The following is a 25,790-nucleotide window of genomic DNA, read 5'->3' as shown; positions in this document are numbered from 1 at the left end:
CGGTGCTTTCGGCTTTAGGAAGAAACCGCAAGGAGAGGATGTTCCCCATGCAAGAGAACTATTGGATTGATATCATCGGCCGCCAAAAAATTGACGACGATGTGGGAGAAATAAAGCTTACGACGCTCGGCTCTTATGTAACAAAGGGCGATACACATTTTATTGTATATAAAGAATACGACGCTGACCGCAACAATGAGTCTACTACCTCTGTACTCAAGGTAGATGGCAACAATACCGTTACCTTAATGCGCGGTAGTGGCAACACCCGTTTAATACTTGAAAAGGGGAAGCGCCACCAGTGCCAATATGACACCGGTTTCGGCGCACTGCTCGTAGGCGTATTCACCAGCGATGTGGACTCCCGCCTGCATGATAAGGGCGGTGAGCTGGCCGTAGATTATACGCTGGATATTAATGCAGATTTATCCAGCATCAATGAAATCCGGATAACCATCAAGGAGGCAGAACACAAAGATGTCGAAAATAGTACAACAAGCAACGGATGAGCTAAGAGAAGCTATATTAAACGCCGTAGGGCGTGCAGTCGCAGCAAACGAGCTGCCGGGTGAGCCCATGCCCGCCTTTACCCTTGAAATTCCAGCAGACCGTACCCACGGGGATTGGTCTGCCAACGCAGCGTTAGTCTCCGCCCGCGCATTCCGTTTGCCCCCGCGCAAAATTGCGGAACTCATTACAAAGCATCTGGTGCTGAACGGCACGTATTTCGACCGTTTCGAAATCGCCGGCCCGGGCTTTCTCAACTTCTTCTTTTCCTCCCGCTTTTATGTGGACGTATTAAAGGATATTTCTGCATTGGGCAGCGATTACGGCCGCAGTGATTACGGCAAGAAGAAAAAAGTGATGGTCGAATTTGTTTCTGCCAACCCTACCGGCCCCATGCACATGGGCAATGCCCGCGGCGGTGCTTTGGGAGACTGCCTTGCCGCTGTATTGGATATGGCGGGCTACGAGGTATGGCGTGAGTTCTATGTCAACGATGCCGGTAACCAAATTGAAAAGTTTGGCTCTTCCCTTTCTGCCCGCTACCAGCAGCTATTTTTGGGCGAAGATGCCGTAGAGTTCCCGGAAGACGGCTACCAAGGGGAAGACATTAAGGACAATGCAAAAGCATATGCCGAGGTATTCGGTGAAAAGCTAATGCAGTGTGACGAAGACACCCGCCGCCGTGAGCTGGTGGAATACGTGTTACCCCGAAACATTCAAAAAATGCAGGAAGACCTGAAAAAATACCGCATTGAATATGACCAGTGGTTTTTGGAGAGCACTCTGCACAATAACGGCGAGCTGAAAGAAGCATTGGACATTCTGGCTCAGCGTGGCGCCACCTATGAAAAGGACGGCGCTTTGTGGTACCGTGCCACCGACTTTGGTGCGGAAAAGGATGAGGTTCTTGTTCGCCAGAATGGCAACCCCACCTATTTTGCGGCAGACATTGCATACCACCGCAACAAAATTATGCGCGGCTATGAGTTGTGCATCGATGTATGGGGTGCCGACCACCATGGCCACGTTGCCCGTATTAAGGGAGCGCTGGATGCCATTGGGCTTTCCGGCAAACAGCTCGATGTAGTACTCATGCAGCTTGTAAAGCTCACACGGGATGGTCAGGTAGTTCGCATGAGTAAGCGTACCGGCAAGGCCATTCAGCTTGCCGACCTGCTCGACGAAGTACCGGTAGACGCGGCGCGTTTCCTCTTTAACATGCGCGAGCCGAATTCGCAGATGGAATTTGACCTCGACTTGGCAGTACAGCAGGATTCGCAGAATCCCGTGTATTATGTTCAGTATGCGAACGCCAGAATTTGCAGCATTTTGCGCAATATTGAGAGCGACAGCTTTACTCCGCGCACCTGCACGGAGAGCGAGCTTGCGCTTCTTACCGCACCGGAAGAGCTGGAGCTGATTCGTCACCTCTCTTCCTTAACGGATGAAATTGTGCAGGCTGCTAAGGATTACGACCCGGCCCGCATCAATCGCTATGTCATTACTTTGGCAACCCTGTTCCACAAATTCTACAATGCTTGCCACGTGCGCGGTGAGGAAGAAAGCCTAATGGCCGCTCGACTCACTCTTTGCACTTCCGTTTCTACCGTAATACGCAACGTGCTTAGCATGTTCAAAATTTCAGCACCCGATAGCATGTAAGCACGTATTAATATGATAAATAAACTCCCTTTATAATTATAGATTTTTCACTATCATTTTTCAGAGCGTCTTATCGTATCTATAAGGGATCAATTTCAGGAGGATGTCATCATGAACGTTCCTTGGAGGCTGCCTTTTCTTTTGGGCGGCCCTGCCGCAGAAGATTTTCACATATCTTCTGCCGGCGACGATCTGAGTGCAGAGCAATGGCTGCTTCAGAACGGTGAACTGCTGCGACAAAAACAGGAGGAGTGGCTCAGTGCCGGTATTGGAGGCCTATGCGCTCCCACCGCTTTTTCTCACGTTTTCTCACCAGACCACCGCGAAGCCTTGCAGGAGCAGGTGCGCCTGCTCAATGCCGGACTTTTAGAGATTTCTAAAACCGCAGCACAGCGCTTTGGTGTACCGGTAGGTGCGCGAATCGGTAGCAGTGAGCTATTTGTTCCGCCATACGGTCAAGCAGATTTTGATGACATTTTCAATGGCTACCGTGACCAAATTCGTGTATTAGAGCAAAGCGGAGCAGACTTTGTTCTAATAGAAAATCAAACCTCTATGGCAGATATGAGAGCGGCGGTGCTCGCATCGCGCACCTCAGACTTCCCGGTGTTCGTCACCTTAACGGTAGACGAAAGCGGCAAAACGCTTACTGGCGGCTCCCTGCTGCCCGCTGTAATAACCTTGCAGGCGATGGGAGTAGAGGCTATTGGACTCGGCGGTTCTATGACTCCACTTGAAATGCTACCTCTTTTAAAAGAGGTTATGCCCCATGCTTCGGTTCCTTTGTGTGCGATTCCCTGTGCAAATGGCCTAACCCCGGATGAATTCGCATTGCAAGCAATTGCTTTACTGCATGCAGGAGTGCCGTTCTTGGGAATTGGGGGCGACCAAACAGCAGAGCACTGGCGCAAACTGAACCAATGCGCGCAGAAGCCCTTTCGGTTTGAATCGGATTACGAGGACGCCGACAATTATGCCGCTGCAACAGAAAATGAGGCTTTTTTCTTGGGAAGCGACATAACACTGAGCGAACCAATTGAATGCTCCATTGCCCTGGAAGAGGATTTAATCGATCTGGACGATGAGCAGGTAAATGCCGCTCTCATTGAGCTGAATACACTGGACGACGTGATGCTGCTCTCTCAGTTTGCCTCGGTCAGCCGTTTACCACTTGCAGTGCATACAGACAACCGTAATATTCTAGAGGCCGCTCTACGATACGTGCAAGGGCGCTTAATTATAGACACGAACTGCCAGATTGAGCTGGAACTCATTGAACGCACCGCAAGCAAATACGGCGCTATCGTTTATTAGCAAGCTTTTATTCTATGACTAAAAAGAAACCCCCATTCGTGGGTTATGAAAAAGGCAGACAGCAAATTTGCTGTCTGCCTTTTCTACGTGTAAATTTAATCATAACTCATTTGGCGCAGAGATTGTTTTGCTTTTTTAATTTATCAATATGAAATAAATTTTTATTACAGCAAAAAAGGCATAGGTCGTTTGACCCATGCCTTTTTCATTTATCCATTCAGCAAGAGAATGTTTTAATAATAATCTTAGCAAATGGTTTTTATAAGGATGAACTAAGCATTTGAAGTTCCAGCTTGGCGAAATTAGCCGATGAACTCCTGTGTCCAATAGCTACCGGATGCTACATAGCCTACACCAATTTCAGTATAAGAGCTATTCAGAATGTTTGCTTTGTGTCCGGGAGAATTCATCCAGCCTTCCATAACGGCTTCGGGAGTACGGTAGCCCATAGCGATATTCTCGCCAGCGGTGCGGTACGTAATTCCAAACTGCTTCATCATGTCAAAGGGAGAGCCGTAGGTGGGGCTGGTGTGAGAAAAGTAGTTTTTATCGTGCATGTCCTGCGATTTTACGCGAGCTACATCAGAAAGCTTCAGGTTCATTTTCAGAGCCTTCAGACCAACCTTTGCGCGCTCTTGGTTCACCAACTCAACGACACGCTCTTCAAAGGTAAGGGAATCGGACGGTTTTGTGGAAGAAACCGTGCTCGAGTTTCCATTGCTGGAAGAAGGTGTGCTAGAGGAAGAGCTGGAAGACGGTGTGCTGGAGGAAGGAGTGCTGGAAGACGGTGTGCTCGAAGAAGAGCCAGAGGAAGGTGCGCTGGAGGTAGTCTGGCTGCTGGAAGATTCTGAGGGCTTGCTGGGGGTCTGACTGCTTGTAGAGCCGCAATTATTCTTGCTTGGCACCGAATAGCCGCAACGCTCTAAAAGATCACGGAAGCAATTCGGCACAGCCACTGCACAGCCGTTTGAAGATTTATTAGCGTTTGCAGCCTGCTTGCAGGAAATCTGGTTTAATACAGAAGACAAATCTGGAACGGAAGTCGCCTTGGGGCAAGTGCTCGTTGTTTGGCTTTTCACAGCTTTGTTATTGCAGTTGGAGCCAGTAGCTGCCTTTACTGTAACATTGTTGCTGTTAGAGCCTGTGGCTGCCTTTACTGCGGTATTTGTTTTGCCAGCCTGGCCAGTTGTGCATTTACCAGCATTAGCTAGTGCCTGATTCACAGCTTTTTCAACATTACTGGAGCAAGCACTCGTATTTTTCACGGTGCTTGTAGGGCTAGAGGTTGCCTTCCCTGCGGTAGGAACAGCCTTTTGCTGGAATGCAACCGCTGATGCAGTTACGCTGGAACCCACGGCAACCGCAATCACTGCGGCATATAACCTATGTAATTTCATTCTTTCGTACCTCCTTGGTGTTTAGCTTGTAATAACTTGTCATAATTGTAACATTTTTGTAATACATTGCAAGCTGTAAATATTGCCAAGTAGTCTTCCTAATTGTACCGTTCTGTAAAAGCCTGCTTTTCGCGGCAGGGAAAGGAAGACTTTAAACTCAATATTTCCATTGCAAATACCCCAAGGAAATGCTAGTCTACATCCCATTTTGTAAATAATGTTAAAAGCAGTATCTTCTGGCATTTTGCTTTTCTCGGCCCCCTCTTTCCGCTATAATAATAGAATCAACTCTAGGAGGGACTATCGTTCATGCTGGAACCTTATTTTATATTTGATTTGGATTCAACCATTACACAAGAAGAAATTCTACCTCTTTTGGCCCGACAGATTGGGCTGGAAGAGAAATCGAGTGAGATTACAGAGCAGGCCAGACGCGGCCTTCTCCCCTTTGAAGAAAGCTATCAACTTCAAATTGAATTACTTCGGCAAATATCCATTGAAGAAGCGCAAAATATTACCCGTGAGATTCCACTAAACGACCACCTCGCTTACTGGATACGTAGCCACCGAGAACACTGTTTTATAGCAACAGAACACCCTGATGTATGGACGCTTCCGCTACTCAAGCGCCTTCATATGGAGGAACGCTGTTTTTCCTCTAAGACGGTTACAAGGAACGGATACATAGACTGTATCTCATTTTATTTGGATAAAAAAGAAATCATCGGGCATTTTCCCACACCAGTTGTTGCGGTGGGTGACGGTGCCAGTGATGCTGAAATGCTGCGCCTTGCCACCACTGGAATTGGGTTTGGTGGATCTCGTTCCATTGCACCGGCAGCACGGGACAATGCTGACTATTGTGTATTTGATGAACAGCAGCTTTGCGCCCTTTTAGATCACCTCGCCTGCCCGCAGCCAGTAGCTTCAACGGCAGTTGCCTCTTTTCTTCGCCCATAATACAGGTATGCAATCGCTTACCTTTTGTGGTTATTTCTTAATATATTTTATATCTTTTTTAATTCAAAACTATATCGTTAGTATCCGTAAATCGCTTAAACCAAAGTTAAAAGCATAAAAACAGGAGCCTTGAAGATTTTTCAAACGGCTCCTGTTTTTGTTTTTACAAGTGACACTCGTAGATTCTGGAGTTTTCACCCCACGGGTGATACCCCTGTGCTATGTACTCAAACCCATAATGCTCATAATAACCTATATGGTCGGTACATAGGTATACATTCTGGTAGCCGGCCTTGATTGCATCCGCCTTAATTCTCTCTATTAGCAAAGAGCCGTAGGAGTTGCCCCTATGCTCTTCCTCGATATAAAGCGCACATAACCACGGGTACAAATCCATTCGGCTAATAAAATCATTTGTAACCATCCCGGCACAGCCAATTAGCTTATCCTCTTTGTAAAGCAAATACCATTGCGGTATGGGGGAATCGGAGTTCAAGCATTGTAAGATGCAATCTTCATACACCATTTTACTCTCTTCACTTGCCCATTGCTTCTGAAAATAATCAATGGCTGTACGAGCGTATTCCTGCTCTTTGCGCACAGAAACGATCTTCATATTGGTTCTCCTAGCTTTTGCTTTTTATTCTTGGGGAATCTGCTCCAGTTCCGCTTTTGCTTTCTCTTGCTGTTCCTGCAGCTGGCGGCGGATTGCTTCTCTTTCACGAGAAAGCTCGCTTAAAAGCTCCCCAAAAGCCCAAGTACGGTTTGTTTCAGTAACAACCGCTTTCATCGCTTGGTTCCGAGGGTCTACGGAATGGAGGCGATTAAGCACTTGGTCAAGCCGGTTTGAGGTAAAGCCCGCAAACACCATTGCACCGCGCTCAGGAATTTCGCCCTCATAGCGTTTTCCTTCCAGAGAGGCAGTTACAAGTGCCCCCACACTTTCTCCCAGTTGTTCCTGTGTTACATGGCGGTAGGGTATTCCGGCTCTGCGAAACGCTTCTACCGCATTTTTCCCCAATTCCGTATCTTCCGGCAGATGGTATAATAAAACCACCTCTTGTGCAACTCTTGCTTTCATCTGTTTTTTCGGCGCATATGCGCGCCACTCCTTTCTATTGGTCTCTCTCTGGCCCTTGCTTTCTCTTCTGCATATGGTAAGAAATGCGAACAAGCAGAGAATCTGGTATTGCACGCATAAAGAATTTCGAAAGCTTCATTGTGCTACCGGGTATAATAACCGGCTGACGAGAGAACATCTGCTGTATTGCAGTCATCGCCACTCTTTGGCTAGTCATGCTTTTCACACTAAAGCGTACATCTGCAACTTGGTCAAACTCTGTTTTAACTGGCCCGGGACAAAGAGCCCCAATATAAACATGGCTGCCCTTGCGGCGCAGTTCCTCACCCACTGCCTGCGTTAAGCGCAGTACATACGCTTTGGAAGCGTAATAAGACGAAAGCAGCGGACCAGGCAAAAACGCGGCACTTGATGAAACATTTAGAATATAACCAGAATCTCGCTTCACAAAATCACGCAAAAACAGCTTGGTGAGAATATGCACAGCTCGAACGTTTAAATCCAGTAACTCAAGCTCCCGATGCAAATCCGTTTCTAGAAAAGAGCCGAACAGGCCGAATCCGGCATTGTTAATGAGTATATCAATATTTTCCTCTTTGGTTTGTTCGTAGAGGGCAAAACAGGCCTTTTCATCTCTTAAGTCACAGCAGATAATTTTCACATATGAGGGCAGGTGATGTTGCAGCTCCTCAAGCCGATCTTTTCGGCGAGCAACTAAAATCAGGTCATAACCACGTCGGCTTAGAATTCTCGCCATGTCCCGCCCTATTCCCGAGCTGGCTCCAGTAATTAACGCTTTCATCTTCTTATCACTCCTTCCAACTTTTTAAGGCTACAAACATGGATTAGTATACCATTAAAATGTGGCTCTACCATAAGCCCATCGTCTCTCGTGTTTCAATAAATAGCCTATAAGTAAGAAAAGTACCATACTCTCTTACACGTCGAAAGCTATGCTTTCGGGCACGCCGTGAGGTTATTCAATCATCTATCTCCTAAATCGCTTTTCATAGAACCCTGCAGGCTGAAAAATAACTAAGCGGATGATTCAATGCTCTCCCTGTCGGCGAAAGCTATGCTTTCGGTCACGCCATGAGGTTATTCAATCATCTATCTCTTAAATCTCTTTTCTTCGAACCTATGCAGGCTAAAAAATAACTAGGCTAATGATTCAATGCTCTCTCAGGCGTCGAAAGCTATGCTTTCGGTCACGCCGTGAGGTTATTCAATCATCTATCTCTTAAATCCCTTTTCATCGAACCAAGCGGGCTGAAAAATACTAAGCGGATGATTCAATGCTCTCCCAGGCGTTGAAAGCTATGCTTTCGGGCACGCCGTGAGGTTATTCAATCATCTATCTCTTAAATCCCTTTTCATCGAACCAAGCGGGCTGAAAAATAACTAAGCGGATGATTCAATGCTCTCTCAGGCGTCGAAAGCTATGTTTTTGGTCACGCCGTGAGGTTATTATAACACAACCAATACAAACCGCAAGACAAAAAACAGGCTAACAAATTAGAAAAACGTTACTTTCGCAGCAGTTAATTAATTGAATCATTCAAAAATCTCAAGAAATTAGAAAAGCCGGATTCCACTAGGAATCCGGCTCATCGCACTTAAGAAAGCTTAATTCTTTTTCGCCATGGCATGCTGTACTGCCTTAATAATTTCAACTGCAACCAACGGGACAAAACTCAAACCGATAACGATCGACCAAGCCTGCATATGCATAAAGTCTACGTTGAAAACGTCGTTGAGGGACGGAACGAGAAGTACAACCAGCATCAAAGCCAAAGAAGCCAAGAACGCACCATTCATGTACTTGTTGGTTAGGAAGCCAACCTTAAACAGAGAATGGCTGGAACGAATGTTAAATGCGTGAATGAGCTGAGAGATTGCCAGTACGGCAAACGCCATGCTCTCACCTAGTACTACATCGATTCCCATAGCATTCGGGGAAATGGGAGTAATCACGCGGCTGCCAAGATAATAGGCAGTCAAGGTAATTATACCAATAATCATGCCTTGTACAATTGCCATTGCACCCACGCCGTGAGCAAAAATACTCTCCGACTTGGAACGGGGCTTGCGGCTCATTACATCAAATTCAACAGGCTCCATACCAAGCGCAAGTGCCGGCAAGCTATCTGTTACAAGGTTAATCCAGAGAAGCTGTACGGGCATAAGCGGAGATTCTTTCCACAGCAGCATTGCAACGAAAACGGTGACAACCTCACCAAGGTTACAAGACAGCAGGAAGTGAACCGCTTTACGAATGTTATCGTAAATACCACGGCCTTCTTTTACAGCGGTAACAATGGTAGAGAAGTTATCGTCTGTCAAAGTCATCGCGGCAGCGCCCTTCGCAACGTCGGTACCAGTAATACCCATCGCACAGCCAATATCCGCGGCTTTCAAAGCCGGGGCATCGTTAACGCCGTCACCTGTCATGGCTACAACCTGGTCTTCATTCTGCCAAGCTTTAACAATGCGGATTTTATCTGACGGTGTTACACGAGCATACACCTTGTAGTGTTTAATGTTCTGAGACAATTCTTCGTCGCTCATTGCCTGAAGCTGTGCACCGGTAATTGCCTGATCGCCTTCACGAAGAATACCCAAATCCTTTGCAATTGCAGAGGCTGTTGCAACGTGGTCACCGGTAATCATGATGGTCTGAATACCAGCCTTGTAGCATTCGGCAATGGATGCCTTAACTTCCTGTCTGGGCGGGTCAATCATACCAACCAAACCAACCAAGGTAAGGTCTTTTTCCAGCTCTTCCGCTGAGTAAGAGGTGAGTTCCTTTTCTAGAACCTTGCTACCAACAGCAAGAACGCGCAGCGCTTCGCTTGCCATTTGCTCGTTTGCACGGGTAGCTGCCTCAATGTCGCCAGTGGTGCAGCGGCCAAAAAGAATATCTGGTGCACCCTTTACAACTACAACAATCTTACCGTCTGTTCTTACAACGGTAGACATAAGCTTACGGTCTGAATCAAAGGGAACCTCGCCGATTCTGGGAGCAGAATGCTCCAAATCTTCGCGAAGAATGCCATTGCGCATTGCGCATGCTACAATCGCGGTTTCAGTCGGGTCACCCAAGTGTTTCTCGGTGCCATCCTCTTCAATGCGAACAATACCATCTGTGCACAAGGTGCCCAAACGCAGCAGAGAGAGAGTTTCGTCTGAAAGAGCACCCTCAAGTGCCAGCACACCCTGTTTTTCGGTATATGCTTTTACCAGAGTCATACGGTTCTGGGTAAGGGTACCGGTCTTATCAGAGCAAATAACAGAGGTGCAGCCCAGAGTTTCAACTGCGGGCAGTTGGCGAATAATTGCGTTTTTCTCAACCATGCGCTGCACGCCAATTGCAAGCACAATGGTTACAATTGCCGGCAAGCCTTCGGGAATTGCCGCAACTGCCAGAGAAACAGCGGTCATAAACATTTCTAAAATGCCGTTAATCGCCTCTTCGCCTTCCAGCGGGCCAACAACGTCTATTAAACCAACAACAAAAACAATTGCACAAATAATCAGGGTGAGTACGCCAAGGTATTTACCAAGCTGTGCCAGCTTCTGCTGCAGCGGGGTAAGACCCTTCTCTTCCTCATCCAGCAACGCGGCAATTTTACCCATTTCGGTATCCATACCGGTACCGATTACCAGTGCTTTTGCTGTACCGTAAGATACCGCACAGCCAGAATGTACCATGTTAAAGCGGTCGCCCAAGGGCGCATCCTCTTTTATGTCGTCTGTTGACAATTTATCAGCGGGAACAGATTCACCGGTTAGCGCCGCCTCGTCACACTTGAGGCTGGAGCTACGAATCAAACGGCAGTCTGCCGGAACAAAATCTCCTGCTTCTAGCTCAATGACATCGCCGGGAACCAAGTTAGAAGAAGGAACGGACTGTATCTTGCCATCACGCAGCGCTTTCGCATTGGGTGCTGTCATGTTCTTCAGTGCTTCGAGTGCTGCTTCCGCGCGGCTCTCTTGAATGACACCCATAATGCCATTGAGCAAAACGATTAATACAATAACTATAGGCTCAATCCATTCCGCTTCATGGCCATTCATCGTATTGTAAATACTTAGTACAACCGAGATGAGTGCCGCAACCATCAGGATGAGTATCATAACATCCTTCATCTGGTCCATAAAACGCTGGAAGAAGGTACGGGGTGGCTTTTCGTTCAGCTTATTTAGACCATATTTCTGCAGGCGAGCTTCTGCTTCTGCAGAGGTCAGACCAAGCTTGAAGTCCGTTTTCAGGTTTTCCTGAACTTTTTCTAGAGCTTCAGCGTGCCAATTCATTCCTAGATGTCAACCTCCAATAATTTGATTTAACCGTAGCCAATCTGGTACAGCCGGTTATTTTCTCTCAGTAATTGCAAGACAGTATTCGTATTCCGTCAAAAAAAGCGGTCGTCTTTGTTTGAGAAATAACAAGATTCTTCCCCCCGAAAGATACGTTAAATCAAAGAAAAAGACGGGAGCGCTAAACAGCAATCCCGAGAAAAACGTGGCTGGAGCCCATATTGCACAGTCGTTCCCCACAATATGAATCCATTTCCTGTTACAAAATCTATTATCTCTCATCAGACATTATTTGTCCAGTGCTTTTTTCAAATTTTCGCGTCATTTTTGAATTTTTTTCACATGTTCCCCGCATTTTCGGCGTTTTTGCGGCTCTTTAGTTTATAAAAATGTTGCAAGAAGAGTAGAATGGGAAAATTTTATGACAATCGCGATAAAAAACGACATAAAATGTCATTTCCCCTGCAATACTTTGTTTAAAAAAAGACGTTCTAATGTATATATTATAGTAGGGTCAACTCTTTCTGTCTACGATTTCTATGTAAATAACTGTTTCACAGATGTTTTTTTAATGTTCTTTACTGCAATTATATATGTATTTCTTCTCGCCTGAATTAAAAGATATGTTTCTCAATTCCGCTGAACGGTGCATTTTGTATTCTCTGTTCAAATGTTGGTGGTATATCACATAACCTTTATTTATTAAAATCATAAGAAGTTCTCCTATTAACTATTTTGGACGTCATTCCCTACATTTCTTTATATCACCTTAAGGACAATTAAGCAATGCACATACTGTGCCCAGAGCTTTGCGGATACACTATACTTGTTTTCGTTTCCCTTACCTGCGGTGCGCGCGGCAGTTACGAATATTGTTAAAATAGAAAAACGTATTCTTGCATTGCATGTCTACTCCTTGATATAATGATAACACATAATTTACTACCAAACTTTACAATTTATAGAAAACACAAGATTCCCATTGATTTAGAACTCGATTTCAGAAAGGAATGCTCACAATGCGCCAATGGAAAATCGGAATTATCGGTACCGGAGGGATTGCCGAAAAAATGGCTCAAACCCTCTCCCAAATCCCGGAGGTACATCTTGTTGCCGTTGCTGCAAGGGATGAACAACGAGCCCTAACATTTGCTCAACGCTTTGGTGCTCCACGAGCGTATGGCTCTTACCTTGCGTTAGCCCAAGACCCTGAGATCGACCTTGTTTATATTGCAACTCCAAATAACTGTCACCATGAGCATGCCTTACTTTGTTTGGAGCATGGTAAAAACGTGCTATGTGAAAAACCTTTTACCATTAATGAAGCCCAAGCACAAGAAGTCTTTGCAAAAGCAGCCGAACAGAACCTGCTTGTTACCGAAGCGTTGTGGACAAGATACATGCCTCTTTCACTCCAGCTTAAAGAGCTGCTCCAAAATGGCGTAATCGGCGAGCCGTATTTGCTGCAAGCCAGCATGAGCGCTTTAGCCCCATTGCAACGCTTGAAAGACCCTGCGCTTGGCGGGGGTGCTCTGCTCGATATTGGGGTATACTTGCTTACAATAGATGCAATGATATTCGGAACAGAGGTTGAAAATATTTCTACCTCTGTCATTAAATCCGAAGAGGGAGTCGATATTCAAAGCTGCCTCTCCCTCAAGCACCCCGGGCAGAAGCTTTCTGTTCTAAATAGCACCATGCTCGCCGTAAGCGACCGAAAAGCATATGTATATGGCAGCAAAGGCTATTTGACAATCAATAACCTAAACAACCCCGAACAAATTGAAGTGTTTGACCAAAATCGCTGCTCAGTTCACATTTTCCAGCGGCCGGAACAAATTAGCGGAATGGAATACGAGGTACTCTCATGCCTGCATGCACTAGAGCAAGGACAAATAGAATGCCCCGAAATTCCCCATGAAGAAACACTGCGTATCTTACGTATGATGGATTCCATCCGTACACAATGGGGAATCTGCTACCCCTGTGAACAACAATCTCGATAATTTTCTTTCTTTTTCTTGACAGTCACTGGAATAGAGGTTTATAATAACCATATTCTAAATGCAAGTGAATCTCATTTGCAAGTGATATTACAGGAGGCTATTCATGAAAAAGATATTACTCGGGCTGGTAAGTGCGGCACTCAGTGCGGTGCTGTTAGTCGGTTGCGCCGGAGGTGCAGGCCCTGCCAGTTCTTCAACCGCTGTAACACCGTCCTCTGGTGAAACTCAAAAGCTAAAGGTTTACACCAGCTTTTATACCATGTACGATTTTGCTCAGAAAATCGGTGGCGATAAAATCGAGGTGGTTAATTTGGTTCCCTCCGGAACAGAACCGCACGATTGGGAGCCGCAGGCCAACGACATTGCCGGGCTGGAAAATGCAGATGTTTTTATCTATAACGGTGCCGGGCTGGAACATTGGGCCGACAGTGTTCTTGGGTCCCTGCAAAATAAAAACCTCGTTACCGTAGAAGCCTCCTCCGGAATATCTTTATTAGAAGGAAAGCATGAAGCGGAAGAGAAGCAAGCGGATGCAAAGGAAGCTTCTACCGACCCGCATGTGTGGCTTAGCCCGGTAAATGCGAAAAAAGAGATGGAAAATATTAAAAATGCGCTTGCAAAAGCAGACCCATCCAACAAAGATACCTTTGAAGCAAATTACAGTAAGTATGCGGCTATGGCAGACGAGCTGGACAATCAGTTCCGTCAAATGACAAACAATCTAAAAAATAAAGATTTAATAGTTGCTCACCAAGCATTTGGCTACCTTTGCAAAGAATACAGCCTCAATCAGGTGGCAATCGAAGGTCTTTCGCCTGATTCGGAGCCGGATGCTGCTCGCATGGCAGAAATCATCCAGTTTGCAAAAGAGCGTAAAATCACTACCATTTTCTTTGAAGAAATGGTAAGCCCCAAAATTGCAGAAACCATCGCGAAAGCTACCGGTGCCAAAACCGCTGTGTTAGACCCCATTGAGGGCCTAAGCGATGAAAACAAAGCGAAGGGCATGGAATACTTCTCCATAATGGAGAAAAATCTTGAGGCAATCCGCGTGGCAAACGGCGGCTAAGCTTAACACCCGCACGGTAAGTGCCTTACAGAAAAGAGCGAATCGAATGAATTCAATTCTTGAAGTTAATCATCTCAGCTTTGCCTATGGCTCGCAGCCCATACTGTCTGACGTAAGCTTTTCCCTAAAGCGCGGCGATTTCACTGCTATCATTGGGGTAAATGGTGCTGGAAAAAGCACTTTGATGAAACTGCTTTTAGGCGAGCTGATGCCTCAACAGGGTGAAATTAAGCTGTTTGGGCAAGAGCTCTCGCAGTTCCACAGCTGGTCGAAAATTGGGTACGTACCACAGAACGGTACAGCCGCCAGCGAAAACTTCCCAGCTACGGCGGAAGAAATCGTGCGTGCAAACCTGTATTCCCGAACCGGGTTTTTGCATTTCTTTGGTAAACGACAGCGAGAGCAAACCCGAAAAGCACTGGAAGCCGTAAACATGCTGCCTTACGCGAAACGAATGCTCAGTGAGCTTTCCGGTGGGCAACAGCAGAGAGTCATGCTTGCCAGAGTGCTTGCAGCGAACCCGCAGATGATGCTTCTTGATGAACCTACCACTGGAGTAGACGCTCAAACGGTGCAGGCATTATACGAGCTGCTCGCCCAGTTAAATCGCGAAACCGGGCTCACGATTATTATGATTACACACGACATTGCCGGTGCGATGGATACGGTAAACCGGGTGTTTTGTTTGGAAGAAGGCTCGTTACTTGAGCTGAACCACCAACAACTGCACGATGAAGCAAAGCACCGGCACAAGCACCCTATTCCGCCAAAGCAAGTTGACCGAACCTACTAAGGCAGCTACTGCCATTATTTTTATGCGATAATACTGTTCTTTCCCGTGCAAGCCATATTCTATTTGGCCTGCACGGGGTTCCTGCTTTTACGACTCTCCCATTGAAAGGAATGGTTTTTGGTGTCCATACTGGACTATGAATTTATGAGGCGGGCCTTTTTGGTCGGTATTCTTTTGGCGGCGACTGTGCCCTGTATTGGTATTGTTGTGGTGCTCAAGCGCCTTTCGATGATGGGCGATGCGCTCTCTCACACCAGTCTTGCCGGTGTTGCTGCGGGTTTGGTACTGGGCATTAACCCCATACTGGGTGCGGTAGTTGCATGTATTGCCGCCGCATTGAGCATTGAGGCAATCCGCAAAAGAATCCCCAAATATTCCGAGCTTTCCATCGCCATTATTTTATCTGCCGGTGTGGGGCTTGCGGGTGTACTATCCAGCTTTGTAAAAAATGCCGCAAATTTTAACAGCTTCTTATTTGGCAGCATAGTTGCCATCAGCGATTTTGAGCTGGTGCTTGTTTGCTGTATCAGCGCGGCTGTTCTCATTTGCTTTCTGGTTTTATATCGCGAATTATTTTTAATCACACTCGATGAACGAACCGCAAGGCTTGCCGGAGTTCCTGTAAAAACAGTAAACTTTATTTTTACCATTCTTACCGCAATTACGGTATCCGTGGCGGCACGTACGGTTGGTGCTCTTATTATATCATCGCTGATGGTTATTCCTGTCACCTGCGCCATGCAAATTGCAAAAAGCTACCGCCAAACGGTGCTTTGGGCAGTTGTGTTTGCTTTGTTTTTCACGGTCTCGGGTTTGTTTTTATCGTACTATGCCCGTTTAAGACCCGGCGCAACGATTGTTTTAATTGGCGTTGTGGTATTGGTTATTATTTTGCTTGCAAAAAGCGTGTTTGGTGCCAATCGGCGAGCAAGTGTCTAGGTTTGCGAAGGAGACTTCTATGAAAACGGATATCTATCTTATCTCTGGTTTTTTGGGCGCAGGAAAAACTACACTGATTGATCGCTTGCTGCGTGAAGCATTCAAACCCGAAGAAACCGTAGTGATTGAAAATGACTTTGGTGAGGTTAGCCTTGATTCCTCCCTCATCCGCTCCGGCGGCTACGCCGTAAAAGAACTGAGTGCCGGCTGTATTTGTTGCAGCCTGACTGGCGATTTTCAGGCGGCCATTCTAGAGGTACTGAACGAATTTTCACCCAAACAGATTCTGATTGAGCCATCCGGTGTTGGCAAGCTTTCCGACATAGAAACCGCATGCCAAGCCGCCAAAATAGCAGAGTTAGCACAGCTACGTCGTAAAATCACGGTTGCAGACGTTGTTCGCTGCCGTATGTACATAGATAATTTTGGCGAATTCTATGAGAACCAAATTCAGCATGCCGATGTGATTCTGCTCAGTCGAACGGAGCAGAATCCAGAGAAAGTGAGCGGAGCAAAAAAGCAGATTGCTTCACTGGCTCCTCACGTTCCAATTTTTGAATGTGTTTGGAGCGAACTAGACATTCCCGCTCTTCTAGGGCAGACTACCCAGCCTGCACAGAAGAACCACGAGGAATGTCACGACGAGGGTTGCTGCCACCATGGACATCATCACCACCATAATGGCGAGTGCTGTCACGAGGATTGCTGCCATGACCATTCCGCAGAGGATGCCTTTGAAACGCTGGATATCCAACTTCCGCAAACTGTAACCACAACCGAACTAAAGCATGCCTTTCGCATTTTACAAGCAGAGAATTACGGTCATATTCTGCGCGCCAAAGGCATTGTAGGCACCAAAACGGGTTCGGTTACCGTACAGTACTTGCCCGGCGAGCTGAATTTAACCCCGTGCGATTTACAGCCGGGTACTCTTTGCATCATCGGCAGAGATTTGAATAAGCAAGCGCTAAAACAGGTTTTTGAAAAGAGGTGAGCACTTGTCTATTCCGGTATATGTAGTAACAGGATTTTTAGAATCCGGTAAAACCGTCTTACTCAATCATCTATTAGAGAACAGAATTAAAAAGCACCGCCTTATCGTGCAGTTTGAATCGGGAGTGGAAGAAATCTCAGAGAAAACTGGCTGCGATATTATGGTTGTACCAAAGCGTGTATTTGAGCAGTCACCAGAAAAAGCGGCCGCAAGCATTGGCAAATATGTGGCAGATTGCCCGCCCGATGAAATATGGGTGGAATGGAATGGTGTTACACCGCTCGAGGAGTTGTATACATTATTTTCGCGTTCGGAGCTTTCTGGCTGCCAAATCAAACGCATGATTCACATGGCAGATGCACAAACACTTTCACAGGTATTGGGCCGCACCGGCTCTGCTCTTCCTGAGCAAATTGCCGCCTGCGATTTTGTTGTGATTCGAAATGCGTTTACCGATGCGGAATTTCACAGTGCCCGAAAGCTTCTACGAGAAATAAATCCTGGCGTTAAGGTGCTGGATGACGACGCCACTTCAAAAATTTTTCAGCGGGCAACACGAAGAAAAAGCAGCCCTGCCGCCGGGTTTGCCCTTTTTATTCTCGCTTTTGCCGCACTGTATATGGGTGCGGAGGCCACCTTCCACTTATCACAAACCCGTATGAATACGGTAATTAACATATTCCTTGGCATTATGCTGCAAGGCATCCCTTTTCTATTAATCGGCGTTTTGATTTCTTCAGCGATACAGGTTTTTATTCCGCAACGAACCATAGAGCGCTTATTCCCCAAAAATCTGGCGGGTGGGATGTTGGTTGCCATTTTAGCAGGATTCTGCCTTCCGGTTTGCGACTGCGCCTCCATTCCCATCTTTCGCAGTCTTGTAAAAAAGGGAGTACCACTGCCGGCGGCGGTCACCTTTATGACAGCCACTCCGGTGATTAACCCTGTGGTTATGCTCTCCACCTACGCCGCATTTAACGGAAACCTTTCGATTATGCTCGGTCGAGTTGGCATGGGAATTCTCTCTGCTATACTCATTGGCGGCTGGTTTGCACTGCGGCCCAGCAAGGCAACCTCCGTTTCCTCGGGTTACGACCACATTATGTGCTCCTGTGGGTGTTACGGTGGTGCAGAGGATGCAACAACTGCGGCACAGCGCATCTCGCTTTTACTGCGCCATTCCCAAGCCGAATTCTTTGGTGTGGCAAAATACCTGACGGTAGGTGCGTTCCTCGCTGCTGTTTTCCAAGTGCTGGTGTCAAACTCCCTGTTGTTGCAAACCCCTACGGATTTTGCACTGTCACTGCTCTTTATGATGGCAATGGCGTTCTTATTGTCACTTTGCTCCTCCTCCGACGCGGTGGTTGCAAAGAGCTTTGCCGCCCGCTTCCCCATGGAGCCGGTGATGGGCTTTCTTGTATTCGGCCCTATGATGGACATCAAAAACGTATTGATGCTATCCGGCGGCTTCTCCCGCCGATTTGTTGCAAAGCTACTGTTCGTATGCTTTGCCGTCTGCTTTGTGGTTGTATACACTACCGCACGCTTTTTTGTAGGAGGCTAATCTCTATGGATAAAAGAACACGCAACTCGCAAACCCTCCTTGAGGCTGCCTGCTGCTTATCGTTCGCCGCCATGATTTTGTATTTAGCAGTTACCGGAGCGTATTTACAGTACGTCACTCCGAAAACACTCCCCTACCTCTACTTTACCGTCGCCATTATGGTACTTTGGGGTGTTTTTGGTCTGCTGCGGCGTACCCGATCCGTTCAAAAACCGCGCGCTGCTCACTGCCTTACTTTGGCTCTTCCGCTTTTATTACTCCTACTCCCCCACAGTGCCGTAACCTCATCCTCGCTTTCTTCTGGCTATGTGGGTGCTGCCAATTCCCCGAACACGGTGCAGCAGCAATCTTCTTCCAATTCCAAGCAGCCAGAGCAAGCCTATGGCGTGCTTACCGGACTCGATGAAGCCAATAAAACTATAACCGTTAGTGATAGTGAGTTTTACTTGTGGATAACCGCATTCTATGAGAACCCTCAAAAATACGATGGCTACCACGTTCGTATGACGGGCTTTGTGTTCCGTGATTCTTCACAGATGAAGAGTAATGAATTTGTACCTGCAAGGTTAATGATGAGCTGCTGTGTAGCGGACTTAACACCACTGGGTTTACTCTGCCAGTATGATAAAGTAGATGATTTAAAAGAAAACGAATGGGTCACTGTGGAGGGCACGCTTCACTACGGGGAGTACCAAGGCACACCGGAACCACAAATTACCATCACCTCCACAACTCCTGCAAAAGAGGTTTCTGGGTATTTGTATCCCATTTAACCCCCCACAACATCATATTAAAAATAAAGAAACTGCCATAAAAATTTTTAAGGCAGTTTCTTTTTTTATTGTTATAGCAACTTATATTCAGTTGGTGTTATTTCCTCAAGAATCTATTATTTTAGCCTGATCAAGCAGTGCAATTTATGCACTACTCTATCTCATGAAAACAGGACACAGGAACACAAAAAGCCTGACGCAAAGAATGCGTCAGGCTCAAGTTTCATACAGCTGTACTTATCCTACTATGATACGCGCCTCCGGCATAACACAGCCGGGCTTCCCAGAATGGCGAATGGAGACTGAAAGGCCTAGTGACACTAGTCCCACACGACCAATAAACATAGCCAAAGAAAGCGCAATTAACGATGGATCATCTAAAAGCGGAGTGAGATTCGGGCTCATGCCGATGGTACTGAACGCCGCCACTGCCTCTTGCAAAGCCGCCATTGCGCCCACGTTGAGCTCCGTATTGCTCAAAAGCACGATACCTGTTGTAACAAATACCGTTAGAATTCCTCCGGTGAAAATCGTAAGCGCACGGTAAACCACATTATGGCTAATCATATGGTGGCGAATGACCGTATCTTCCCGCCCACGCATCACACTTACAACCGTTGCGGTCAGCACCACCAAAGTGGTTGTTTTAATACCGCCACCAGTGGAGCAGGGCGCCGCACCAATAAAGCTGAGCACCAGAGTAATAAGGGTGGTAAGATCTTTCTGCTGTGTTACGTCTACTGCGGTAAACCCAGCGGTTCTTATCGTATTCGACTGAAACCAAGAAGTGATAATTTTATCTCCCCAATTCATGTTGCTCAGTGTATTGTCATACTCCAAGGACAAAAACGCCAGCATACCAAAGGTAAGTAAAACCAACTCACTCACAAGCACCAATACGGTATGAAAGCTTAGCGGAGAGGGCTTTTGCCCCTTTATACGGCGGTAAATCTTTGTGTAATACACATCGCTGATTACCACAAAGCCAACGCCGCCAATTAGCATTAGAATATAGGCCGGAGCCATCACCAAGGGGTCACCCGCATAGGGTGCGAGACTTGCGTAAGGGTGTATAAAACCCATAATATCAAACCCTGCATTGCAGTAAGCCGATACAGAATGAAAGATTGCCAGCCAAAGGCCATACGGCCCAAATTGGGGAACAAAGCGCAGCGCCATAATAAGCGCACCCGCTCCTTCCGCCACAAAGGTTACTGTTAAAATCATGCGGAGAAGTTGAGAAACGTTCAGGTTATCGCCCTGCAAATTTTCGCGTGCCAGTGAAAGCTCGCGCAAACCCACCTTCTGCCGAAAAAGAAGAGCAAAACCAGTGGTAAAGGTAATAATGCCAAGGCCGCCAAGTTGAATTAAAAGCAAGATCACCACTTGGCCGAATGCACTCCAGTGCAGCCAAGTGTCAAACTTGGTGAGACCCGTAACACATACCGCAGATACCGACGTGAACAGGGCATCCGGCAGGCTTGTTCCTTGCCCGCTGCGTGAGCAAACCGGCAGCATTAGAATAAGACCACCAATTAATATTAGAATCAAAAAGCTGATGACCACAAGCCTTACCGGCGGAGTAGTTCTCATTTTTTTGCTCAGAGTCGTGCCCAATCCCATGTGTCTTCTCCCTCAAATATTCAATCAGTATCCCGTCTGGTTAAACAGCTTTTGCGCTGTTCCGGATTTTTCTAACAAGAATGCCAAAGGCAGACCCAGCACCGCAAGAACGACCAGCTCGCCCGCACCAACGGACACCCCAGCAGCGAAAAAGCCCGCTGCCGTAAAGCCAGACGGCAAAAAGAAAGCCAACTCGGCGCCGATTACCAACGCGTTACATAGAACGGGCGGCAAAGCAGACAAAACCGGGAGGCCATGCAGACGAAATCGGCGCAATTGGTAAGAAATAACCGCCGCCAATAACGTGGCTCCTGTTCCACACAAAATGTCTACCACTCCGTATGGGCTCCCTAAATTAGAAATAAGGCACCCAATGGTAATACCGGGAATCGCCGCTGGCGTAAATACCGGTAAGATGGTGAGAGCTTCCGACAGCCGGAATTGTACCGGCCCATAGGCAAGCCCCATGGCAGATGACAAAAAGGTGAGCACCACGTAGAGTGCGGCGATCATAGCGCCCTGTACTAAAAATACAGTGCGCCGGGATACTGTTGTTTTCATTTTTTAATTCCCCCGTAGTTTTATTTTAAGTCAGGATCTTGCGACTGACTATGCCCTTTGGGCATGAAATATAGAATACTCCTTTTGATTTTGAAAATCAATTCATTTCTTGCTGTTTATTATAAATAATTGGCTTTCTTGTGTTCTAAGTAATTAATGGTTTCGTTCCCCAAGAATATGGAGCAGCTTTTTCTGGTTTTTATTCTCGCACACAGCCACCACCTGATCTCCCGCGTGTAAAACCGAACGGCCGTTGGGGATGATCATTTGACCCGCACGCATGATAGAGACAATCAGGGTATTTTCCGGCAAAGAAATATCCATTAAGCGTACCCCATGCAGAGAAGTATCATCTGTTAACACCATGCTACAAATACCGGCACGACCCTTATTGAGGGTAGCCAGCAGGTGCATTTCTGCTAAATCGACCTCTTGCTCAATCATATTGGTAATGATTTCGGTACTAGAGACGGCAATGTCTGGCCCCATGGTTCGAAGAACCTCCAGATTCCGCGGATTATTAGCCCGCACAATCACTTTTTTGGCACCAAACTCCATTTTGGCAAGCTGAGCCGCTACCAAATTATCTTGGTCGCTGCCGGTTACGGCAATGAAAGCGTCGGCATCCCTGGTTAACGCACTCTCCAAAATAGAGGGCTCGGTGCCGTCACCGCAGGTTACCTCAACACCCAAATCGTTCGCTATTTTAACGCATTTGGCATATTCCTTTTCAATTAGGCGAATGTGGTACTTTCGGTCAAGCATATTGCGGGCTACATTGTACCCCAGCTTGCCGCCGCCCATAATGACTATTTTCATCGAATTTCTCCCTTTATATACTGGGCACTCATTACAAGGAATGTGTTCGGCCAGTTCTTGCTCTTCTGCCTGTTACAGAAGAGGTTTATTTTCGTTTTCTTCTATACTTAGTCGCTTACGTGCGCCTGCATCAGCTTTTCGCCTGCTTTTAGCACAATATCATGTTGGTGATCGTAAAGCTCCGATTCAAAATTGGGGTGGATGACACCAAAGGGCACCCAGCCATCTTCAATGGGAATCGTTGATATTCCCTTTCCAATATAGTGCTCGTCCACTTCTTTCACACGGAACGTAACGGAAGCCGTTTCAAACGTCATTTGTACCGGCTCCCACGGTGAGGTAAGCACGGTGTTCATAGCGTCTGCCGCAAGGTTGGTTGGGCAAACGGTACGAAGCCCAAAACGATGAAACACACTCTCCCGCCGGGGATCTGAAATTCGTGCAACCACATTTTCCACCCCGAAAAAGTTCTTCACGATTTGTGCAACTGTTATATTTAAATTATCATCTGGAGTAACAACCGCAACAGCGTCGCAGCTTTGAACTCCAGCCGCTTGCAGCACGCTCTGATCCATGGGCATACCGGTTACTTTAACGCCACTGAAATTTTCAGGCAAACGCAGCAGGTTATCCTCCTGCCCATCCACCACAGCTACGTCGTGGCCCTCCGCATCCAACTGTTCGGCCAGTGCAGAGCCAAGACGCCCGCAGCCCACCACCAAAATATTCAATTCAACTTCCCTCCGGTTCTTTCGCATCAAAACACTGGCAAAATAACAAACCGCCCCTTGGCAATACGCAAAATTGCGCTGCGCCCGGGGCTTTCTGCCAGATAACAGCATCATCATATCATCTTTGCATCGTTCTGTCTAGCACCCATTTTATTTTGTTTTTCTTGTAGGAATAGAGCGCTTTTCCACCTTTCAAGAATTGCATTTTCTACTCTCTTATTGTAATATAGTTGGTATGATTTGGTCGTAATTTGGCGAACACAAAGAAGCGGAGGTCTTTTTCAATGCAGAAAGAAAACCAAGCGTGGCTAACCAACACAGATAGTCGGGAGAAAACCCCACCGGAGAATTATGTGTTTGCACTGGACATTGGTACACGCAGTATTATCGGCATTGTGGGTTTGCCCCGCGGCGAGAAGCTAGAAGTGTGCGCCGTTGAAATAGCAGAACACGAAAAGCGCGCAATGATTGATGGGCAAATTGAAGACATTGAACAGGTGAGCCGCGTAGCCGGTCTGGTGAAAAGCCGGCTGGAGGAACGGGTGGGCTACCCACTTACCCGCGTTTGTGTAGCTGCGGCAGGTCGCGCCCTGCGCACCTGTGAGGTTCATTATGAGCTTAATCTGCAAAGCCCACAGGTGATTACACCTGAAATTCTGTGCCGACTAGAGGCCGGTGCGGTACAACTGGCAGAGCAGGAGTTTGCCCCTACGGTGGAGGAGGACAGCCGCTCCGTATTTTACCTCGTTGGGTATTCTGTTTCGCGCTATTTACTGGACAAATACCCCATGGGGAGTCTGCTTGACCACCGTGGTGAGCTGCTGGAAGCAGACGTAATTGCAACATTTCTGCCGCGTGAGGTTGTAGACAGCCTTTATACTGCCATGCAGAAATGCGGCCTTGAGGTGGCAAGCTTGACCCTCGAGCCAATCGCAGCTATGAATGCGGCCATCCCCCAAAATCTTCGCCTGTTAAACCTTGCATTGGTTGACATTGGCGCAGGTACGTCCGACATCGCCGTTTCAAAGGATGGCGGTGTGGTAGGCTACACAATGGCCACCATTGCAGGCGACGAAGTAACCGAAGCACTCATGCGGGAGTACCTCGTGGATTTCCCCACGGCGGAGCGCATGAAAATGAAGCTGGATCAACAGGAAGACATCTTCTTCCAAGATATATTAGGGCTGGATCAGCAAATAACCGCCGAGGAGCTAAACGAAAAGGTGGCTCCGGTACTTCGCCGTTTGGGTGAAGAAATTAGCCAGCAAATACTTAAAGCCAATGGAGAAGCGCCCAGTGCCGTCTTTTTAGTTGGCGGCGGTAGTAAGCTGCCTGGCCTTTGCCCCTGTGTAGCTGAAATGCTCGAGCTTCCTGCAAACCGTGTGGCCTTGGGAGGGAAAAACTTTTCCACCTATTTGACCAAGGCCGACCCCAACCTGATGACACCGGAATTTGCAACTCCTTTGGGTATCGCGGTTTCATCCGCACTTAATTTAATCAGCGACAGCTTTACCGTTTTACTGAATGGCGCAAGAGCCAAGCTCTTCCGCAGCAACAGCCTCTCGGTACTGGATGTTCTGCTGATGAACGGCTGGAGGCACGACCAGATGATTGGCCGCTCCGGAAAAAGCCTTGTCTTTGAGTTGGATGGTGAGAACAAGGTCATATACGGCGGACACCCCGCAGTGGCAAAAATACAAATTAATGGTGCAGACGCCTCTCTATCCGACACGGTGCGTGCAGGTGACTCCATTTTATTTGAGCCTGCTCAAAACGGCAAAGATGCCACTCTCACCGTTGGCGACGTTGCCGATCTACACTCCCCTGGAACCGTATTTTTAATAAACGAAGAAATCTCCCTTGGTTTGCGGGTCATGGTAAACGGTCACCCCGGTACAGCGGAACAAACCATTTGTGCCCGTGACCGAATTCGCACCCGCCCCGTAAACACACTGGAACAACTGCTCTCTTTTGCCGGCGTTCCAGAAGGTGCTGTGTTTTTGGTAAATGGGGAAGCCCATCCTCCTCACACTTTGCTCCACCCCGGCGACCGAATTGAGCCAATAAATTGGAATCGTAATGAGGTTACGGCAGAGCCCGAATTTGAACCGATGATAGTAGAGTCAAGTATTGCACAACCAGAAATAGAGGAGCAAATACTTTCCAACTTGGAGGAGCAATACCATCTGAAGCCAAAAGATGAGCCCGATTTAGCCGATATACTCGCAAAAGAGGCGCAGGCGCAGAGCCAACAGCTTAAAATGGCAGAGACTAATCTGACAGCACGCCAAGGAGCGGAACCGGATGAACCTGCCGAACCACAGCAGCAGGCAGCACCCATTCAAGAGACCACGCCGCCTGTGCTTGTACTTTTAAACGGGCGCGCTGTACGTCTCAGCGGAAAAACGGACCGTTCCCCCTACTGCCTGATTGACACGCTCAATTTGGTGGATGTTGACCTTGCCACACCGCAGGGCTCGATTGTTTTGCGCATTAATGGGCGCGAAGCAGGCTACTTAGAACCGTTAAAGGACGGCGACGAGGTAGAGATTTACTGGGACGGGCAAATAAGACCCCAATAAAATAAATATCCGCCGGCTAAGCCGGCGGTTTTTCTTAGTCGCCTATAAGGCTCCATTACTGGCCGCCCTTGCAAGGGCATATTACGGTCTGACACTTG

At 47.2% G+C, this 25,790-nt stretch carries 21 protein-coding genes; 12 read left to right on the top strand and 9 right to left on the bottom strand.

The window, feature by feature from the left end:
- Positions 1 to 47 precede the first annotated feature (47 nt).
- The 3 genes from E7L17_RS11230 to E7L17_RS11220 all read left to right on the top strand — a co-directional run bounded on the left by E7L17_RS11230 (position 48) and on the right by E7L17_RS11220 (position 3,483).
- The gene (locus E7L17_RS11230) at positions 48 to 509 is read left to right on the top strand and encodes a DUF1934 domain-containing protein (protein ID WP_316323313.1); all 462 of its coding nucleotides are present in this window, start codon (positions 48 to 50) and stop codon (positions 507 to 509) included.
- Positions 478 to 2,169 (top strand): arginine--tRNA ligase, encoded by a 1,692-nt coding sequence (gene argS, locus E7L17_RS11225; RefSeq protein ID WP_316323312.1) that lies wholly within the window; start codon positions 478 to 480, stop codon positions 2,167 to 2,169. Before E7L17_RS11230 ends, argS begins: the two co-directional genes overlap by 32 nt.
- A 111-nt stretch (positions 2,170 to 2,280) precedes the next feature.
- Positions 2,281 to 3,483 (top strand): homocysteine S-methyltransferase family protein, encoded by a 1,203-nt coding sequence (locus E7L17_RS11220; protein WP_316323311.1) that lies wholly within the window; start codon positions 2,281 to 2,283, stop codon positions 3,481 to 3,483.
- Between the two features lie 302 nt (positions 3,484 to 3,785).
- Here the strand turns inward: E7L17_RS11220 and E7L17_RS11215 are convergent, their stop codons facing one another.
- On the bottom strand, positions 3,786 to 4,562 hold the full coding sequence (locus tag E7L17_RS11215; protein ID WP_410470664.1) for a CAP domain-containing protein: 777 nt from the start codon (positions 4,560 to 4,562) through the stop codon (positions 3,786 to 3,788).
- Between the two features lie 627 nt (positions 4,563 to 5,189).
- On the opposite strand from E7L17_RS11215, the gene E7L17_RS11210 reads away from it, so the two are divergent.
- A complete protein-coding gene (locus E7L17_RS11210; protein WP_316323309.1) occupies positions 5,190 to 5,840 on the top strand; it encodes an HAD-IB family phosphatase in 651 nt (216 codons plus the stop codon).
- Positions 5,841 to 6,003: 163 nt separating this feature from the next.
- Here E7L17_RS11210 and E7L17_RS11205 read toward each other — a convergent pair whose 3' ends face one another.
- The 4 genes from E7L17_RS11205 to E7L17_RS11190 form a co-directional block, all read right to left on the bottom strand.
- On the bottom strand, positions 6,004 to 6,456 hold the full coding sequence (locus E7L17_RS11205; protein WP_316323308.1) for a GNAT family N-acetyltransferase: 453 nt from the start codon (positions 6,454 to 6,456) through the stop codon (positions 6,004 to 6,006).
- Positions 6,457 to 6,480: 24 nt separating this feature from the next.
- A complete protein-coding gene (locus tag E7L17_RS11200) occupies positions 6,481 to 6,921 on the bottom strand; it encodes a DUF3783 domain-containing protein (RefSeq protein ID WP_316323307.1) in 441 nt (146 codons plus the stop codon).
- A gap of 34 nt (positions 6,922 to 6,955) precedes the next feature.
- Positions 6,956 to 7,723, bottom strand: coding sequence for an SDR family oxidoreductase (locus E7L17_RS11195; RefSeq protein ID WP_316323306.1), 768 nt, complete (start codon positions 7,721 to 7,723; stop codon positions 6,956 to 6,958).
- Between the two features lie 824 nt (positions 7,724 to 8,547).
- A complete protein-coding gene (locus E7L17_RS11190) occupies positions 8,548 to 11,235 on the bottom strand; it encodes a calcium-translocating P-type ATPase, PMCA-type (protein ID WP_316323305.1) in 2,688 nt (895 codons plus the stop codon).
- Positions 11,236 to 12,257: 1,022 nt separating this feature from the next.
- On the opposite strand from E7L17_RS11190, the gene E7L17_RS11185 reads away from it, so the two are divergent.
- From E7L17_RS11185 to E7L17_RS11155, 7 genes are all read left to right on the top strand, one after another.
- Entirely contained in the window at positions 12,258 to 13,244 is a 987-nt protein-coding gene (locus tag E7L17_RS11185; protein ID WP_316323304.1) for a Gfo/Idh/MocA family oxidoreductase, read from the top strand.
- A gap of 103 nt (positions 13,245 to 13,347) precedes the next feature.
- Positions 13,348 to 14,313, top strand: coding sequence for a metal ABC transporter substrate-binding protein (locus tag E7L17_RS11180; protein ID WP_316323303.1), 966 nt, complete (start codon positions 13,348 to 13,350; stop codon positions 14,311 to 14,313).
- Between the two features lie 46 nt (positions 14,314 to 14,359).
- The gene (locus tag E7L17_RS11175) at positions 14,360 to 15,106 is read left to right on the top strand and encodes a metal ABC transporter ATP-binding protein (RefSeq protein ID WP_316323302.1); all 747 of its coding nucleotides are present in this window, start codon (positions 14,360 to 14,362) and stop codon (positions 15,104 to 15,106) included.
- 144 nt (positions 15,107 to 15,250) lie between these two features.
- Positions 15,251 to 16,045, top strand: a complete 795-nt coding sequence (locus E7L17_RS11170) for a metal ABC transporter permease (protein WP_410470663.1) — start codon at positions 15,251 to 15,253, stop codon at positions 16,043 to 16,045.
- A gap of 19 nt (positions 16,046 to 16,064) precedes the next feature.
- Entirely contained in the window at positions 16,065 to 17,039 is a 975-nt protein-coding gene (locus E7L17_RS11165) for a GTP-binding protein (protein WP_316323300.1), read from the top strand.
- Between the two features lie 4 nt (positions 17,040 to 17,043).
- The gene (locus tag E7L17_RS11160; protein ID WP_316323299.1) at positions 17,044 to 18,603 is read left to right on the top strand and encodes a permease; all 1,560 of its coding nucleotides are present in this window, start codon (positions 17,044 to 17,046) and stop codon (positions 18,601 to 18,603) included.
- Positions 18,604 to 18,608: 5 nt separating this feature from the next.
- Positions 18,609 to 19,376 carry a TIGR03943 family putative permease subunit gene (locus E7L17_RS11155; RefSeq protein ID WP_316323298.1) on the top strand — a complete coding sequence of 256 codons (768 nt, stop codon included), beginning with the start codon at positions 18,609 to 18,611 and terminating at the stop codon, positions 19,374 to 19,376.
- Between the two features lie 237 nt (positions 19,377 to 19,613).
- Here E7L17_RS11155 and E7L17_RS11150 read toward each other — a convergent pair whose 3' ends face one another.
- From E7L17_RS11150 to E7L17_RS11135, 4 genes are all read right to left on the bottom strand, one after another.
- Positions 19,614 to 20,999 (bottom strand): TrkH family potassium uptake protein, encoded by a 1,386-nt coding sequence (locus E7L17_RS11150; RefSeq protein WP_316323297.1) that lies wholly within the window; start codon positions 20,997 to 20,999, stop codon positions 19,614 to 19,616.
- A gap of 24 nt (positions 21,000 to 21,023) precedes the next feature.
- Positions 21,024 to 21,560: a QueT transporter family protein gene (locus tag E7L17_RS11145; protein WP_316323296.1), complete on the bottom strand. Its 537-nt coding sequence runs from the start codon at positions 21,558 to 21,560 to the stop codon at positions 21,024 to 21,026.
- 153 nt (positions 21,561 to 21,713) lie between these two features.
- Positions 21,714 to 22,379, bottom strand: coding sequence for a potassium channel family protein (locus E7L17_RS11140; protein WP_316323295.1), 666 nt, complete (start codon positions 22,377 to 22,379; stop codon positions 21,714 to 21,716).
- Positions 22,380 to 22,486: 107 nt separating this feature from the next.
- Entirely contained in the window at positions 22,487 to 23,110 is a 624-nt protein-coding gene (locus E7L17_RS11135) for a TrkA family potassium uptake protein (protein ID WP_316323294.1), read from the bottom strand.
- Positions 23,111 to 23,394: 284 nt separating this feature from the next.
- On the opposite strand from E7L17_RS11135, the gene E7L17_RS11130 reads away from it, so the two are divergent.
- Positions 23,395 to 25,692: a cell division protein FtsA gene (locus tag E7L17_RS11130; protein ID WP_316323293.1), complete on the top strand. Its 2,298-nt coding sequence runs from the start codon at positions 23,395 to 23,397 to the stop codon at positions 25,690 to 25,692.
- Positions 25,693 to 25,790: the final 98 nt, after the last annotated feature.

This window comes from Clostridium sp. (assembly GCF_032576335.1).
In the GTDB taxonomy this organism is placed as follows: Bacteria; Bacillota; Clostridia; order Oscillospirales; family Acutalibacteraceae; genus Faecalispora.
The sequence above is the reverse complement of the archived record's forward strand: the minus strand, read 5'-3'. Positions and strand labels throughout refer to the sequence as shown.